Genomic DNA, 15818 nt, shown 5'->3' with positions numbered 1-15818 from the left:
CTCATCTCGATGACATTACGTTGACAATTTGTCTGCGTTTTGAAACTTATGTCAAGAGGAACCCGAATTTGGACGTCCCGCCCGAGAGAGGCCCGGAAGAAAATGAGCAAGAAAGAGGCGGCTCCCGCCCTATACCCACTGGGAATGGACGGTTTTCTGGCCCGGTTCGCCAGCCGCTTCTCCCTTGAGGCAAACCGCGCAGCCCAGGCCTTTGCCACTGAAGCGCGCGAGATCGAGGGCGTGGAAGAGGCCGTGCCGGCCCTGGCCTCTGTGCAGCTTCGCTTCGATTCGACCGGAGAGACGGCACCCGCGCGCCGGGCCAAGCTCGAGGCGGCGCTGACGGACCTGCTGGCCAGCCGCGACTGGCTCTCTCTTCCCGAGCGCGCGCCGGCGCGCCGCTGGACCCTACCGGTCAGCTTCGATGGCAGCGATGCGCCGGGACTGGCGGAAGCCGCCGCCGAGACCGGCCTGACCGAGGCCGAGGCGGTGCGCTCTATCCTGGAAGCCGCGCCGCGGGTGCTGGCCATCGGCTTTGCCCCCGGTCAGCCCTACATCGGCCTGCTGCCCGAGCCCTGGAACTTTCCCCGCCGCACCTCCCTGAGGGATGTGCCACCGGGCGCGCTGGTGGCGGCGATCCGGCAGCTGGTGCTCTTTGCCAATGCCTCGCCCACGGGCTGGCTTCAGATCGGGCGCTGCGCCTTCCGGCCCTTCCAGCCCGGCGCGCCCGACCCGATGCCGCTGCGCCAGGGGGACGAGATCCGCCTGAGCCGCGTCAGCGCCGATGAATTGTCCGCGCTGGAGGCCCAACCGATGGGCGGCGCCCGGCTGGAGGTGCTGTCATGAGCGCTGTGCTGAAAATCCTCTCGGCCGGTCCGATGCTGACCGTTCAGGACCTGGGCCGTCCGGGCCTGGCCGCTCAGGGGCTGTCGCGCGGCGGCGCGCAGGACACCCTGGCGCTGTGGGAAGCCGCGGCCCTGCTGGGCCTCTCCGCCCCCGTCGCCGGGATCGAGATGCCCGGCATGGGCGGGCGCTTCACGGTGACCGAAAAGACCCGCGTGGCGCTGACCGGGGCGCCGATGCGCGCCTCGCTGGACGGGCGTCCGGTGCCGTGGCACTCGGCGCTCAGCCTCGCGCCGGGCGAGGTGCTCTCGGTCGGCGGGGTCAGCTCCGGCACCACGGGCTACCTGACGCCGGGCGGCGGTATCGCAAGCGAGCCCGTGCTGGGCAGCCGCGCCACCCACCTGGCGGTGCGCATCGGCGCATTGCTGACCGAGGCCGAGGCCCTGCCCCTTGGCAAGGACCGCGCAGCCTCGGCGCCGCCGCAGGTGCTGCGCGTCGCGCCGCGCTTCGAGGGCGGCCAGATCCGTATCCTGCCCGGCCCCCAGACCGAGCTCTTCAGCCCCGAGCAGATCCGTGCCTTCGAGGCCGCCTCCTTTACCCGTGGCCCGCGCAGCAACCGCCAGGCGATCCAGATGATGAGCGAGGCGGAACCGCTTTGGCACATGGCCTCGGGCGGGATGGCCTCGGAGCCGATCCAGGCGGGCGACATCCAGATCACCGGCGACGGCACACCCTTCGTGCTGGGCGCCGAATGCCAGACCATCGGCGGCTACCCCCGCATCGGCTCGGTCCACCCCGAGGACATGCCGAAACTGGTGCAGGCCGGAGCGGAGAGCCCGCTGTCCTTCCGCTTTGCCGATCCCGCCCCCCTGCCCACGGGCGCCGAGCGCCTGCGCGCGCTGCGCCGCGCGATCACGCCGCTGCTGCGTGATCCGGCGACGATCCCCGACCTGCTGTCCTACCAGCTGATCTCGGGGGTCACCGCGGGCGACGATTTGGAGCGAGACTGACGGCCACTCGTGTCCGACAGGCTCACATCCCCGGCCCGCTCTCGTCGCTGTGATGATCGGGGGGGAACCGCATCCGTGTACAGGTGTTGAAGATATGAACGGCCGAAAGGCCACATATTGCGACCTGGAAACGGAGGTGCGCCATGATCTGGCCCGTCACTTTCTTTACTGTCGCGCTCGTCGCCGGACTCTTCGGATATGGGGGGATCGCGGCAGACTCTGCAGGGATTGCCCAGCTCCTGTGCCTGTTTTTCGCAGGCCTTGGCGCTGTTTCGGTCCTGCTGCAAATCGCCCTGGGAGACTCCGGGCAGCGCGAACGGTCCGAGGACCGGAACCTGCGCTTCTGAGCCTCGGGCGAGCGGAGCAAAAAACAGACCCAAACAGGGAAACGCCCCGTCGGATCACTCCGGCGGGGCGTTTTAACGTCACGTGGCTTGCGGGGCTCAGCCCTTCAGCGTCTCGGTGGAGGCAAAGAACATGGCCTGGCTGACGGCCGAGCGCACCTGGTCTTCGCGGTAGGGCTTGGAAATCAGGAAGGCCGGCTCGGGACGTTCGCCGGTCAGCAGGCGTTCGGGGAAGGCGGTGATGAAGATCACCGGCATTTCGCCGAGCTCGCCCAGCAGGTCGTTCACCGCGTCGATGCCGCTGGAATTATCGGCCAGCTGGATGTCGGCCATGATGAGGTCCGGCTTCTGGCTGAGGCCCAGCTTCACCGCCTCGTCGCGGGTCCGCGCCACGCCGGTCACCCGGTGGCCCATTTCCGCCACCAGGGCTTCGAGGTCCATGGCGATGATCGCCTCGTCCTCGATGATCAGCACCCGGCCCGAGACCGCGTCGGCCATTTCCTGGCGGGCGGTGTCGAGAAGGGTCTCGACCTCGTTTTCATCTGTGCCCATGATTTCGGCCACCTCGCCGGTGTTGAAGTCCTCGATGGTATGCAGCAGCAGAGCTTCCCGCGTATTGGGGCTGAGCCTTGCCATATGCTGCTGCGCACGGGCCTCGAGCCCCGTCGCCTCTACGGCAACCGGGGCGCCGGAACTGGCCCAGATGGTATGGAAGACCTTGAAGAGGGCGGCTTTCTCGCCGATCCCCTGCTCGAAGACGGAGCGATCCTGAAGGATCGCCTCGAGCGTCGCGGCTGCATAGGCGTCACCGCTGGACTGTGCCCCGGTCAGCGCCCGCGCGTAACGACGCAGGTAAGGCAGATGCGCGCCGATCAGCGCGGCAATATCGCCGGTGGAAGTAGCCGGGCTGGAAGAGACAGTCATTTTATCCCCTTTTTTCGCTTTTCTCGGGAACCCAACGCCGAGACTTGCGTTGAGTTCCGCGAGCCGTGAGAATTTCTCTGACACTCTGAAGGGGAACAAAACATTGGGCCAAACAAAGCCAAGTAACGAAGGTGGGGTTGACGATAATCTCCGCCGTGTCTTCCAGTCCACCCTCGAAGAGGACATCCCGGACCGGTTCAAGGACCTTTTGAATCAATTGAAGGAGCAAGGTAGCTCCGCTTCCCGCCATGGGGAGGACAATGAATGACGCAGTGGGCCAAGGCCGACCCCAAGAAGGCGGCACCTGCCAAGAAGGCTGCGACGCCGAAGTCCGCGCCCGTGGGTGATCCCCGCGACGAGCTGGTGGAACACCTGCCCGCGCTGCGCGCCTTCGCCCTGGGTCTGACCCGGAACGCGGCCAAGGCGGACGATCTCGTCCAGGATGCCATCGTCAAGGCGTGGACGAATATCGACAAGTTCCAGGCTGGGACCAATCTGCGCGCCTGGCTCTTCACCATCCTGCGCAACACCTATTACTCGTCCCTGCGCAAGACCCGCCGCGAAGTAGCGGATGTCGATGGTGTCTTTGCCGAGAGCCTTTCCGAGAAGCCGGCCCATGACGGCCGTCTCGCCCTTGCCGATTTCCGTCGTGCCTTCAACCAGCTGCCCGACGAGCAACGCGAAGCCCTGGTGCTCGTTGGTGCCCTGGGCGCCTCCTACGAGGAAGCGGCCGAAGCCTGCGGCGTCGCCGTCGGCACGATCAAGAGCCGCGCCAACCGTGGCCGTGCCAAGCTGACCGAACTGATGCAGCTCAACGAGGACGAAGCCCTCGAGCTGACCGATCCTGCAACCATGGCCGTGGTGACCTCGAAGCCGCTTACCGCACGCTAATCAGGGCCCCATATGCCGAACAGTGCCAACACGCCTTGGATCCGGTCCCTTTCGTTCCGGATCGCGGGTATTCTCTCTCTCGCGCTCGTCCCGATCGGCTCCATCGCGATCTACCAGACGAACCAGGTCTCCAGCCAGGCCGAGGAGGTGACACGCCTGTCCCTTCTCGCGCTGACCCAGCAAGGGGTCGAACAGGAACGCGCGCTGCTGCAGCAGGCCTTCGGGGCCTCCTCCGCACTGGCGCGCACGGTGTCGAGCTTCGGCGCTGAAGGGCCCGAATGCCGCGACACGATGGTCAGGGTCAACAAGGCGATGCCACAGATCAGCCTGGTGGCCTTCATCCCCGTCGATGGCCAGATCTCCTGTGCCTCGACGGGCGTCGGTAGCGATGTCTCCGAGCGGCCCGCCCACCTGGAAGCCATCCGCGAGCGCAGCCCGCGTGTCCTGGCCGTGTCCAACGGGGCGGTCAGCGACGCGGCCGTGCTGCTGGTCACTCAGCCCGTGGAAATCGACGGCGACTATGTCGGCTACATCGCCATCTCGGTGCCCTACGCAAGCCTCGAGCTGACCGAGGGCCCCTCGTTCGGGGCCTCTCCTGAACACCTGATGACCTTCAACGCCGCCGGCGACGTGCTGACCAGCACCCTGGATGAAGACGTCCATGAAGAGTTCCTGCCGATCCGCTCCTCTCTGGACGATATGAACCGGCTTGCCCCCATGGTCTTCTCGGGTCAGAGCCGCGCCGGAAAAGATCAGCTCTACGTGGTGGTGCCCATCCTCGAGAAAGAGGTCTTCGCCCTCGGCATCTGGCCCTCTGTGGCGGACATGACCGAACGGGTCGAGGCGCCGGTCATCCTGTTCCCGCTGCTGATGTGGATCGCCTCTGCGGTGGTGGGCTTCATCGCCATCGACCGCATGGCCGGCCGCCACATCCGCAACCTGTCGCGCCGCATGCGTCGTTTCGAGCGCGTGCGCACCTTCGAGGATGCGCGCAGCATGCGCTTCTCGGCCGATGAGCTGAAGAACATGGAGACCGACTTCATCCTCATGGCCGAGACCATCCTGCATGACCAGGCAGAGCTGGAAAACGCGGTGCGCCAACGCAACGTGCTGCTGAAGGAGGTGCACCACCGGGTGAAGAACAACCTTCAGCTCATCTCGTCGATCATGAACATGAACATCCGGCGCGCCAAATCGCCCGAGACCAAGGCCATCCTGACTCGGCTGCAGGACCGGGTGCTGGCCATGGCCTCGATTCACCGCAACCTGCACCAGGTTGAAAGCCAGGGTCAGGTCAATGTGGGCGAACTGGTGCGGGAAGTCGCCAACCAGACGCTTCAGGCCTCGGCCTCGGGCGGGCACCGCATCCGGGTGAAATTCGACGTCGACGACGTGATCCTCTATCCCGACCAGGCGGTGCCGCTCTCGCTTCTGGCCTCGGAGCTGATGGCCAACGGGGTGAAATACACCGGCAGTGACAAGGGCCCGCCCTGGATGACGCTGAGCCTGAAGCAAGAGGACACCCGTGCCCGCCTGCAGGTGGTGAACTCGAAGGGCGATTCCCACCACCTGGAGGGCGATGCCGAAAGCACCGGGCTGGGCAGCCAGCTTATCCGCGCCTTCGCCACCCAGCTCGGCTCGAGCATCGAGATCGAGGAGACCGAGACCGAGTACCGCGCCCTCGTCGACTTCGAGGTGGCGATGTTCCAGCCCGAACCGCTGGATTACTGACACTCTCCGACGCCGCGCGCTTCGCGCGGCGTCGGCGCAAGCGAAAGGAGCCTGCCGCATGGCCTATGCCACGCCCGAAAGCCCGACCAGCCTGCCCCACCCCAAGACGCCCGACGGCAAGACCCGCCTGCTGGGGGTCGAGGTCGAATTCGGCGGGCTGACCGAAGCCCGCGCGGCACAGATCCTTGCCGAAGCCGCAGGCAGCGCGGCGCAGCGAAAGGGCGGCGACTACCGGGTGGATGGCACGCCCTTCGGCAGCTGCAAGCTCTACATGGATACCACCTACCGCGATCAGGACGACACCGCCCTGGGTCGTGCGGCGCTGGACCTGGCCCGCGCGGTGGTGCCCGTGGAACTGGTGACAGAGCCCTTCTCGCCCGGCAGGCTGGACCGCCTGGACGAGGTCCTGACGCGCTTCCGCAAGGCCGGCGCCACCGGCACCAACGACGGGCTCTTCCTAGGCTTCGGCGTGCATCTGAACGTCCAGATCCGCGATGACAGCCCGCGCCACCTGTGGTCGGTGCTGACCGCCTTCGCCCTGACCGAACCTCTGTTGCGCGACGCCTATGGCATCGACCTCTCGCGCCGCGCCCTGCCCTTCGTCGACCCCTACCCGGCAAAGCTCTCGGATGCGCTGACCCGCGGCCAGCCCGACACGGTCGAGGCCCTGGCGCAGAGCTACTTCGACATCTCCCCCTCGCGCAACCACGCGCTGGACATGCTGCCGATCTTTGCCCACCTGCTGCCCGAAACCACCCGGCGCGCGCTGGCCCGTGGCGCCGGGGGCACGGTCTCGGCCCGGCCCGCCTACCACTACCGCATGCCGGACTGCCGCATCGACAACCCGGCCTGGAGCCTCAGCGGCGAATGGGCCATCTGGTGCCAGATCGAGGCCCTGGCCGAGGATCACGCCACCCTCGACCGCCTCTGCACCGCCTGGCGCGAGATGCGCGCCGACCCGTTGGAGCGCCTGCGCGGACATATCAACGGCTGGCAGGAAGAAAGCGGCGCACTGCTGGAAGAGGCAGGCCATGGCGGCCTGACCGCCGCCGCCCGCGCGCTGGCCACATGAGCCCCGCAGGCGAAACCCGCAGGCCACGCATCGGGGTCACCGTGTCCCGACGCTCCGCCTGGCGCATCTTTCCGCTGATCCGGCTCAACCTTGCGCTGGCCGGTGCGAAAGCGCTACGCTGGATCGAAGAGGACGAGGTGGACCTCGGCGCGGTCGACGGGGTGGTGATCGGCGGAGGCGACGATATCGCCCCCACGCTCTACGGCGGCGAATTGCGCGCCGAGGTGGTGCTGGACCCGGCCCGAGACCGCATGGAAGCCGCGGTGATCGAAACCGCGCGCGACCGCGACCTGCCGGTGCTGGGGATCTGCCGCGGCGCGCAGATGCTGAACGTGGTCCAGGGCGGCAGCCTGCACCAGGACGCCTTCGAGGTCTTCACCTCGCGTCGCTACCGCACCATCCTGCCCCGCCGCCGTGTCTCGGTGCAGCCGGGCACTCGCCTGGCAGAGATCGCGGGCACCCTGCCGATGAAGGTGAATGCCCTGCATTCCCAAGCGGTTGCCCATGTCGGCAAGGGGCTGCGCATCTCGGCCAGGGACGAGGGCGGCATGCCCCAGGCGCTGGAGAGCACCGAGGGCCCCTGGGCCATCGGCGTGCAATGGCACCCCGAGCATCTGCTCTATGCCCGCCGCCAGCGCAGGCTCTTCCGCGCCCTGGTCAGCGCCGCCCGGAAAGGCCGCGAAAACCGCCCCTGAAAAAAGATGCGCTCGGGTACGTTTTTTCTGGAACCAACCCGCGCCGCGCCTCGTTACATATCCGACCGATGTAACCAAATGTCCCCAACATCCCTCGCATCGGACATCGGCTCGTGCATTTACCTCGTGACGAGCCATTGGCACCGGAGACCTCCCCCGTCTCCGGTGCCCTATTTTTTTCAGCCCTCGGCAGCGGCAGTGAAGAGATCGGCGAAGCGCTCGCGGAGCTGGTTCTTCTGCACCTTGCCCATGGTGTTGCGCGGCAGCTCGGGCAGGCTCACGTAGCGGCGCGGATGCTTGAAGCGCGCCAGGGAGCGTGCCACTTCGGCCTCGATGGCAGCCAGATCCGGCCCCTCGCCCTGGGGCACCAGCACCGCCACGACGCTTTCGCCAAGATCGGGGTGGGCCACGCCGATCACCGCGCTTTCCAGCACGCCCGGCTGGTCGTCCAGCACCAGCTCGACCTCCTTGGGGTAGATGTTGTAGCCGCCCGAGATGATCAGATCCTTGCCGCGCCCGACGATGGTGACGTAGCCCTCTGCATCCTGCACGCCCAGGTCGCCGGTGATGAAGAAGCCGTCCTCGCGCAGCTCGGCGGCGGTCTTTTCCGGCATCTGCCAGTAGCCCTTGAAGACATTGGCCCCGCGCACCTCGATCTGGCCGACCTCGCCGCGCGGCAGCTCGGCGCCGGTGGCGGGGTCGGTGACCTTCAGCTCGACGCCGGGCAGCGGGAAGCCCACGGTGCCGGCGCGGCGCTCGCCGTCATAGGGGTTCGAGGTGTTCATGTTGGTTTCCGTCATCCCGTAGCGTTCCAGGATGCGGTGGCCCGTGCGGGCCTCGAAGTCGCGGTGCGTCTCGGCCAGCAGCGGCGCCGAGCCCGAGATGAAGAGCCGCATGTGCCCGGCCAGGTCGCGTGTGAAACGGTCGTCCCCCAGCAAGCGGGTGTAGAAGGTCGGCACCCCCATCAGGCTGGTGGCATCGGGCAGCAGGCGCAGCACCTCCTCCAGGTCGAACTTCGGCAGGAAGATCATCGACGCCCCCGCCGCGAGAACCACGTTGGTGGCGACGAAAAGGCCGTGGGTATGGAAGATCGGCAGGGCGTGCAGCAGCACGTCGTCTGCCGTGAAGCGCCACAGGTCAACGAGGGTCAGCGCGTTGGACAGCAGGTTCTCCTGCGTCATCATCGCGCCCTTGGAACGCCCGGTGGTGCCCGAGGTATAGAGGAAGGCCGCCAGGTCGTCCCTGTCCCGCGAGACGGTCTCGAAATCGCCTGGCTGGTCTGCCGCCACCTCGGCAAAGCTGCCCTGCCCGGCGGCATCCAGCGTCAGGAACTGCGCGCCGAAGCTCTGCGCCATGGGGGCCAGCTCCGCCTCGGAGGCCGGGTCGCCGACCAGCAGGCGCGCGCCGGAGTTTTCGACGAAATAGGCCAGCTCGGCACCGGTATAGGCGGTGTTGAGCGGCAGGATGATCACGCCCGACTGCACGCAGGCCGCATAGAGCGCCAGCGCCTCGGGGGATTTCTCGACCTGCAGGGCAAGGCGGTCACCGGGCTGCAGGCCCCGCGCGCTCAGCGCATTGGCAAAGCGCGCGGCGAGATCAAGGAAGTCGTCATAGCTGAGCGCCGTGCGATCCGGGCGGATCAGGAACGTCCTGCCGCTGCCGCGATGGCAGCCGAACAGCGTGTCGTAAAGCGGGTTGGCCATGTCTTTCCTCCTCCTTCAGTGCCGGGGTGCCGGCACCGAAAACCTATAGGAGGTCAGCCCCTTTCAGGCAATCGCCGGGCCTCTTGCCCCCTTTTCAGGCGACCTCGGCCAGCGCCGGTTCCACCCGCTGTTCGGAGCTGTCGAAGAAATGCATGTCGGCCCGGTCGAAGCCCAGAGTCACGCTTTCCCCGGCGCGGTGGCTGTCGGCCCCCTGCGCATGGAACAGCAGCCGCTGGCCCGAGGCCAGGTCGATATGCACCAGCCGCTCGGCGCCCAGGTATTCCACCAGCCGGATCTTGCCCTCGGCCTGAACCTCTCCGCCGCCCAGCTGGATCGCCTCGGGGCGGACACAGATCGTCAGCTCGCTGTCTCTGGTACCCAGATCCGGCAGGGCGAAGGCAGCGAAATCAGCCATCTTGGCCTGACCGCCCGAGACGGTCGCCTTCAGCATGTTGATCCGGGGCGAGCCGATGAAGCCCGCGACGAAGAGGTTGGCGGGCCGGGTATAGAGCTCTTCCGGGGTGCCGACCTGCTCGATCTTGCCGCCGCGCAGCACCACGATGCGGCTGGCGAGCGTCATCGCCTCGACCTGGTCGTGGGTGACGTAGATCATCGTGGTCTTGAGCCGCTCGTAGAGCGCCGCCAGTTCGACCCGCATCTGCACGCGCAGCTCGGCATCGAGGTTCGACAGCGGCTCGTCGAAGAGAAAGAGCCCCGGTTCGCGCACGATGGCGCGGCCGATGGCCACCCGCTGCTTCTGCCCGCCCGAAAGCTGGCGCGGCTTGCGCTCCATCAGCGGTTCGATCTGCAGGATGCGCGCGGCCTCGTCGACGCGGCGGGCGATCTCGGCCTTGGGCATCGACAGGTTCTGCAGCCCGAAAGCCAGGTTCTTCCGGACCGACATATGGGGGTAGAGCGCGTAGCTCTGAAACACCATCGACAGATCGCGCTTCGAGGCGGGAAGGTCGTTCACCACCTTGCCGTCGATGGCGATCGTGCCGTCGCTGATCTCTTCCAGCCCGGCGATCATGCGCAGAAGCGTGGACTTGCCGCAGCCCGAGGGACCGACGAGGACCAGGAACTCGCCATCATGGATATCGAGGTTCAGCTCCTTGATGACGGTCAGGGCACCGTAGGATTTTTCGACATTGCGGAGGGTAAGGCCTGCCATGGGGGAACTCCTTATTTCATGCCCGAGGTCGCGATGCCGCGGATGATCAGCTTCTGGAAGGCCACGAAGAAGATCAGCACGGGCACCAGCGACAGCACCGACATTGCGAACATCTGGCCGAAGGCCGACTGGCCCTCCTGGTCGATGAACATGCGCAGCGCCAGCGGCACGGTGTAGCTTTGGACGTCGTTGAGGTAGATGAGCGGGGCCAGGAAATCCTCCCAGACCCAGATCAGCGAGAAGATGGCGGCGGTGCCCATGGCGGGCAGCGACAGGGGCAGGATCACCGCCCAGTAGATCTTGAACGGAGAGCACCCGTCGATCATCGCCGCCTCGTCCAGCTCTCGCGGGATCTGGCGGAAGAACTGCACCATCAGGAAGATGAAGAAGCCGTCGGCGGCCAGGAAGCGCGGCACGATCAGCGGCAGGTAGGTATCGACCCAGCCCAGTTCGAGGAACAGCACGTACTGCGGGATCAGCACGACGTGATAGGGCAGCATCATCGTCATCATCATCAGCCCGAAGAAGAAGGTCCGGCCATCGAAGCGCAGCCGGGCAAAGGCATAGGCGGCGAAAGAACAGCTCAGCAGGTTGCCGATGACCGACAGCACGGTGACGATGGCCGAGTTCTTGTAGAAGACGGTGAAGCTGACCGGCAGCGCGTTCCAGCCCTCGGTGTAGTTCGACCACTCGAAGCTCGAGGGCCAGAGACCGAGGTCGCCGAAGATCTCGTTCTCGGGCTTCAGGGACGAGGCCACCAGCCAGAGCAGCGGGTAGATCATCACGAAGGACAGGATCACCAGGAAGAGGTGCTTCAGCAGCCGCGCGCGCTTGTCGCGGGCGCGCTGGCGCTCCTTGATCTCATGGGCGAGGCGGGCGTCGGGGTCCGCGATCACCGCCTGCTCAATCACGTTCGTTTTCATAGTGCACCCAGTATTTCGAGGTCGCGAAGGCCAGCGCGGTGAAGGCGGCGATGATCAGCAGCAGCACCCAGGCCAGCGCCGAGGCATAACCCATGCGGAAGAACTTGAAGGCCTCGTTGAAGAGATAGACCGTGTAGAACAGCAGGCTGTCGGCGGGGGCGCCGGTGCCGTTCGAGATGATGAAGGCCGAGGTGAAGGTCTTGAAGGCCTCGATGGTCTGCAGCACGAGGTTGAAGAAGATCACCGGTGCCAGCATCGGCAGGGTGATGCGGCGGAACTGGCGGAAGCGCGAGGTGCCGTCGATCTCGGCGGCCTCGTAGAGGTCACGCGGGATGCCGCGCAGGCCCGCGAGGAAGATGAGCATCGGAGAGCCGAACTGCCACATCGCCAGCACCACGATGGTGTAGATCGAGGTGTCGGGATCGGTGATCCAGCCCTTGCCGGTGATGCCCACCATGGCCAGCACCTGGTTGATCACGCCGTTCAGCCCGAACATCTCGCGCCAGAGCAGCGCGATGGCGATCGAGGCGCCAAGCAGCGAGGGCAGGTAGAAGATCGCCCGGTAGACACCGATGGTGCGCAGCCCCTTGTCCAGCAGCATGGCCACGCCAAGGGCGGCGGCCAGGCGCAGCGGCACCGAGAAGGCCACGAAGGTGAATGTCACCTCCAGCGCCTTCCAGAAGCGGCGGTCGTATTCAAACATGTACCGGTAGTTGCCCAGCCCGTCCCAGACCGGCGCCGAGACCATGTCGTAGCGGGTGAAGCTGAGGTAGAGCGACACCAGGATCGGCCCCAGGGCCAGGAAGAAGAAGCCAACCAGCCAGGGTGTCAGGAAGACATATCCGGCGGTGTTTCTGCGGAAGAATTTGCGCATTTCGGGCCTTCGAGCGGTGATTTCGGACCCCCGCCCACTGCGAGGCGGCGGGGGCCAGAACCGGCCCCGCCTGCGGGGCGGAGCCGGAGGGAGGAACTTAGCGGCTGGCGCGGATCAGGATGCCCTCGGCATCGTGGATGAACTGGTCCGCTGCATCCTGGGGCGACATGTTGCCCAGCACCACCTCGGTGCCGGTGCGCATGAAGCTGTCACGCACCTCGCCCGAGCCCTTGGGCCCGATGACCGGAGTGGAAAGGATCTGCGACTGGGTCTCGCCGAAGAAGGTCACCACCATGGCGTCGGTCTCGTTCAGCTGCGGGGCCAGGATGTCGCGGCCCTTCTGGCTGGGCGGGATGCCCCGGTCGATACCCAGGACCTTGATCGTCTCTTCGTCGTTGACCCAGTTGTCGATATAGGCCAGCGCGGCGGGGATATCGCCGGCGTCGCGGGTCAGGCAGAGGAACATCGAGGGCAGCACGAAGTGGCCCGACTGCAGGCCGGCACGCTGCGGCACGATGGCCAGGCCCAGCGGGTCCTGCATCAGCCCCTGCAGGGCGCCGGTCTGGTTGGCCCAGCGGAAGGTCGTCGCCGTGGTGCCCCGAATGAGCCCGAGGTCGGCCATGCCCTTGTCCAGCTGGACCGTGGCATCCTTGCCCTCGACCACGCCCGCGTCGCGCAGGTCCTTCCACATCTGCCACCAGGCCGCGACCTGCTCGACGGTCATCGTCAGCTCGCCATCCTCGGAGTAGAAATCCACGCCCGCCTGGCGGCAGAAGATCTCGAAGGTCTCCATGTAGAGCGACATGTCTTCCGAGCCGGTGACGGCGCCGCCGGTGGACGAGGTGATCTTCTCGCAGGCGGCGGCGAAATCGTCGGTGGTCCATGCCAGCGGGTCGAACTCGACACCGGCTTCCTCAAAGACGCGCTTGTTGTAGGGGATCGAGGGACAGGTGGCGCCAATGTTGATGCCGTAGAGGTCGCCGCCCATGGTGCCGATGTCATTGGCGCCCGCGTCGTAATGCGACAGGTCGATGCCATTGCCGATGTAGTCGTTCAGCGGCACCACGCCGCCACGCTGGACGTATTCGTGGATGTAGGTGTGGGCCATCTGGATCACGTCGGCCATGTTGCCGCCGGCGGTCTGGGTGGCCATCTTGGTCCAGTAGTCGCCCCAGCCGATGGTCTCGCCCTGCACGGCGATATCGGGGTGAGAGCCCTGGAACATCTCGATCACCTTGAAGGTGCGCTCGTCCCGTGTCGGGTTGCCCCACCAGAAATGGCGGATCGACTGGGTGGCGGCCATGGCCTTGAAAGGCAGCGCGCTGGCGGCAGCGGCGGCGCCCATGGTGCCAAGCAGGGTTCTGCGGGTCAGTTTCATCTTGGTCTCCTCCTCTGTGGTATTGCGGCTTTCCGGGGGCGTCTCCTCCACGACCACCGGCGCAATCTGGGTGAGCCTTGGCGGCTCAGATATAGGTCAGTAGCAATTCACTCAGGCACAGCATGGCCATGGCCTGTCCGTAGGGCATCGAGGTCAGCGGGATTTGCCGGTAGAACTCCAGGTCGGGCCCCATGGCCGTCCCGAAGGAGACCTGCTGCAGCTCGCCCTTGTCGTCGATATTGTCGATCACGCCCTTCACGGCGCGCTCGGCGGTCTCGCGGTACGCCTCGGGCAGGTAGCGCTTGCGCACCGCCTTCATCAGCCCGTAGCCGAAGCCCGCCGTGGCCGAGGCCTCCAGGTAGCTTTCGGGATCGTCGAGCAGCGTGTGCCATAGCCCGCTTTCGTCCTGCGTCTGCTTCAGCGCCTCGGCCTGGCGGGCCAGCAGCGACAGCAGGTGTCGGCGCAGCGGGTCGCCCTCGGGCAGGTCCAGAAGGTCGATGAACTCGGGGATGGCGATGGTGATCCAGCTGTTGCCCCGCGCCCAGAGCGCGCGGCCGAAGTTGTGATCGCCGTCGAAGGTCCAGCCGTGGAACCAGAGACCGGACGAAGTATCTGCCAGGTACTGGGCATGTACCAGGAACTGGTACTTGGCTTCTTCCACGAACTCGGGCCGGTCCAGCACCAGGCCGATCTTGGCCAGCGGCATCACCGACATCATCAGCGTGTCGTCCCACATCTGCTGGTCATTGACCGAGTTGTAGACGATGTGCTGCAGCCCGCCCTGCTTCGTGCGGGGCATCTCGTACATGACCCACTCGGCCCAGCGTTCCAGGTAGGTGCGCCAGACGGGGTTAGGATTGTCCTCGTAGAGACAGGCCAGGGTCAGGAAGGGCGCGACGGTGTTGATGTTCTTGGTCGGCGTGCCCTCGGCAAGCCGCGCCTCGAACCACTCGGTGATCACCCGCATCGCCATGGCGCTGCCGGTGGTGCGCCAGTACTTGTAGAGCCCGTAAAGCCCGATGCCGTGGGTCCACTCCCAGCCGGCCCAGCCCTTGGTGTCGATCACCCGGCCATCTTCCAGCCGCAACAGGAACTCGCCCGTGGTGTCCTCGATGTTCACCAGATTATCGGTGAGCCGGTCGATCAGCGCGCAGACATCCCTCCGGGGAAGCAGGTGTGTCTTCTGTCTCAGGAGAGGGTGCATCTTGAATTTCAGACCTTGAATGCTGTGTTGACTTTTTCGGAACCGGGTTCCATTTTTTTGAAGAAAGCACAATCCAACTTGTATGACAACAGGGTTTTCTGATCATTCAAATTCTGGAAAAATCACAACCTTCCAGTATCTTGCGGACATCCATGAGCGGATGCTTCCCGTGGGCGATCAGAACAATTGGAACGCGGGTCCGAAAAGAGAAGAATGTCGAAGATGTCTGATTCCTCCACGAAAACCGAAAATGCCGCGGCGGTTCTGAAAGTCTTCGCGGTCTTCGAGACCCTTGCCGAAGAGAAAAGCGCCAGCCTCAGCGACATTGCCCAGAAGGCGATGACATCAAAGACCACGGCGCATCGGCTGCTGAATACGCTGGTCGATCTTGGCTACGCCGAGCAGGACCCCGATACCGAGCGCTATGCCCTGACGCTGAAACTCTTCAGCCTCGCGGCGCAGTCGCTCTCGGATCGCTCGGAACTGCTGCGGGTGGCGGACCGGGTGATGGGGAAGCTGTCGCGCGCGACGGGGGAATCGGTGAACCTCGGGGTGCTCGACGACCGCGAGCAGAAGGTCACCTATGTCCACAAGTACGACAGCTACTACAGCCTCTCGATGCAATCGACGCTGGGGCTGCGCAACCCGCTGCATTCCACCTCTCTCGGCAAGGCGCTTCTGGCCTGGCGGGACGAGGAAGAGGTGACCGAGCGCCTTGCCGCGATGCAGCTGACCCAGGTCGCGCCGCGCACGATCACCGATGCGGCCGACCTGCGCCATCAGCTGGCCCAGATCCGCGCCCAGGGGTTTTCCGAAGAGATCGAGGAAAGCGAGGCCGGTGTGCGCTGCATGGCCACCCCGGTGCTCGACCACATGGGCAAATCCGTGGCCGCGATCAGCATCGCCTTCCCCCTGTTCCGCTTCGACGAGGCGCGGCGACCCGAATACATCGCCCTGCTGCGTGACGCCGGACAAGAGGCCTCGGCCGCCCTGGGCTTCCAGGGCAAGATCGCCGAAGCCACCCAATGAGCGTGACACCGACGCCAACTGAAAGAAAC

The 15818-nt window shown here is 65.8% G+C and carries 16 protein-coding genes; 9 read left to right on the top strand and 7 right to left on the bottom strand.

What is annotated here, in order from left to right; translation table 11 throughout:
* The first annotated feature begins 48 nt into the window (after positions 1 to 48).
* The 3 genes from CRO50_RS07535 (at position 49) to CRO50_RS07525 (ending at position 2197) form a co-directional block, all read left to right on the top strand.
* Positions 49 to 843, top strand: coding sequence for a 5-oxoprolinase subunit B family protein (locus CRO50_RS07535; RefSeq protein WP_143516871.1), 795 nt, complete (start codon positions 49 to 51; stop codon positions 841 to 843).
* Positions 840 to 1850 carry a 5-oxoprolinase subunit C family protein gene (locus CRO50_RS07530; protein WP_097145254.1) on the top strand — a complete coding sequence of 337 codons (1011 nt, stop codon included), beginning with the start codon at positions 840 to 842 and terminating at the stop codon, positions 1848 to 1850. Before CRO50_RS07535 ends, CRO50_RS07530 begins: the two co-directional genes overlap by 4 nt.
* Before the next feature lie 143 nt (positions 1851 to 1993).
* Positions 1994 to 2197, top strand: coding sequence for a DUF1328 domain-containing protein (locus tag CRO50_RS07525; protein ID WP_097145253.1), 204 nt, complete (start codon positions 1994 to 1996; stop codon positions 2195 to 2197).
* A gap of 96 nt (positions 2198 to 2293) precedes the next feature.
* Here the strand turns inward: CRO50_RS07525 and CRO50_RS07520 are convergent, their stop codons facing one another.
* On the bottom strand, positions 2294 to 3118 hold the full coding sequence (locus tag CRO50_RS07520) for a response regulator (RefSeq protein ID WP_097145252.1): 825 nt from the start codon (positions 3116 to 3118) through the stop codon (positions 2294 to 2296).
* Here CRO50_RS07520 and CRO50_RS20495 point away from each other — a divergent pair.
* The 5 genes from CRO50_RS20495 to CRO50_RS07495 are packed head-to-tail and all read left to right on the top strand — an operon-like array spanning position 3087 to position 7507.
* Positions 3087 to 3386, top strand: a complete 300-nt coding sequence (locus CRO50_RS20495) for a NepR family anti-sigma factor (RefSeq protein WP_332835695.1) — start codon at positions 3087 to 3089, stop codon at positions 3384 to 3386. The genes CRO50_RS07520 and CRO50_RS20495 overlap by 32 nt on opposite strands.
* Positions 3383 to 4009 carry an RNA polymerase sigma factor gene (locus CRO50_RS07510; RefSeq protein WP_232617734.1) on the top strand — a complete coding sequence of 209 codons (627 nt, stop codon included), beginning with the start codon at positions 3383 to 3385 and terminating at the stop codon, positions 4007 to 4009. Before CRO50_RS20495 ends, CRO50_RS07510 begins: the two co-directional genes overlap by 4 nt.
* 12 nt (positions 4010 to 4021) lie before the next feature.
* Positions 4022 to 5740, top strand: coding sequence for a sensor histidine kinase (locus CRO50_RS07505; protein ID WP_097145250.1), 1719 nt, complete (start codon positions 4022 to 4024; stop codon positions 5738 to 5740).
* Positions 5741 to 5798: 58 nt separating this feature from the next.
* A complete protein-coding gene (locus CRO50_RS07500; protein ID WP_157791723.1) occupies positions 5799 to 6812 on the top strand; it encodes an amidoligase family protein in 1014 nt (337 codons plus the stop codon).
* Complete coding sequence (locus CRO50_RS07495; protein WP_097145248.1) at positions 6809 to 7507, top strand: gamma-glutamyl-gamma-aminobutyrate hydrolase family protein; 699 nt, start codon at positions 6809 to 6811, stop codon at positions 7505 to 7507. The genes CRO50_RS07500 and CRO50_RS07495 overlap by 4 nt, the downstream gene beginning before the upstream one ends.
* Before the next feature lie 179 nt (positions 7508 to 7686).
* Here the strand turns inward: CRO50_RS07495 and CRO50_RS07490 are convergent, their stop codons facing one another.
* The 6 genes from CRO50_RS07490 to bglB form a co-directional block, all read right to left on the bottom strand.
* The gene (locus CRO50_RS07490) at positions 7687 to 9210 is read right to left on the bottom strand and encodes a malonate--CoA ligase (protein WP_097145247.1); all 1524 of its coding nucleotides are present in this window, start codon (positions 9208 to 9210) and stop codon (positions 7687 to 7689) included.
* Positions 9211 to 9304: 94 nt separating this feature from the next.
* A complete protein-coding gene (locus tag CRO50_RS07485; protein WP_097145246.1) occupies positions 9305 to 10381 on the bottom strand; it encodes an ABC transporter ATP-binding protein in 1077 nt (358 codons plus the stop codon).
* A gap of 11 nt (positions 10382 to 10392) precedes the next feature.
* A complete protein-coding gene (locus tag CRO50_RS07480) occupies positions 10393 to 11304 on the bottom strand; it encodes a carbohydrate ABC transporter permease (protein ID WP_097145245.1) in 912 nt (303 codons plus the stop codon).
* Complete coding sequence (locus tag CRO50_RS07475; protein WP_097145244.1) at positions 11285 to 12178, bottom strand: carbohydrate ABC transporter permease; 894 nt, start codon at positions 12176 to 12178, stop codon at positions 11285 to 11287. The genes CRO50_RS07480 and CRO50_RS07475 overlap by 20 nt, the downstream gene beginning before the upstream one ends.
* A 97-nt stretch (positions 12179 to 12275) precedes the next feature.
* Positions 12276 to 13556 carry an ABC transporter substrate-binding protein gene (locus CRO50_RS07470; protein ID WP_097145372.1) on the bottom strand — a complete coding sequence of 427 codons (1281 nt, stop codon included), beginning with the start codon at positions 13554 to 13556 and terminating at the stop codon, positions 12276 to 12278.
* Positions 13557 to 13641: 85 nt separating this feature from the next.
* A complete protein-coding gene (gene bglB, locus CRO50_RS07465; protein ID WP_097145243.1) occupies positions 13642 to 14760 on the bottom strand; it encodes a beta-galactosidase BglB in 1119 nt (372 codons plus the stop codon).
* A gap of 222 nt (positions 14761 to 14982) precedes the next feature.
* Here bglB and CRO50_RS07460 point away from each other — a divergent pair, with 222 nt between their 5' ends.
* Positions 14983 to 15789: an IclR family transcriptional regulator domain-containing protein gene (locus tag CRO50_RS07460; protein WP_179747218.1), complete on the top strand. Its 807-nt coding sequence runs from the start codon at positions 14983 to 14985 to the stop codon at positions 15787 to 15789.
* Positions 15790 to 15818: the final 29 nt, after the last annotated feature.

Origin of the sequence: Pseudooceanicola antarcticus (genome assembly GCF_900215355.1) — a bacterium.
Classification (GTDB): domain Bacteria; phylum Pseudomonadota; class Alphaproteobacteria; order Rhodobacterales; family Rhodobacteraceae; genus Pseudooceanicola; species Pseudooceanicola antarcticus.
Note: the sequence above shows the minus strand (reverse complement) of the source record. Positions and strands in the feature narration are given on the sequence as shown.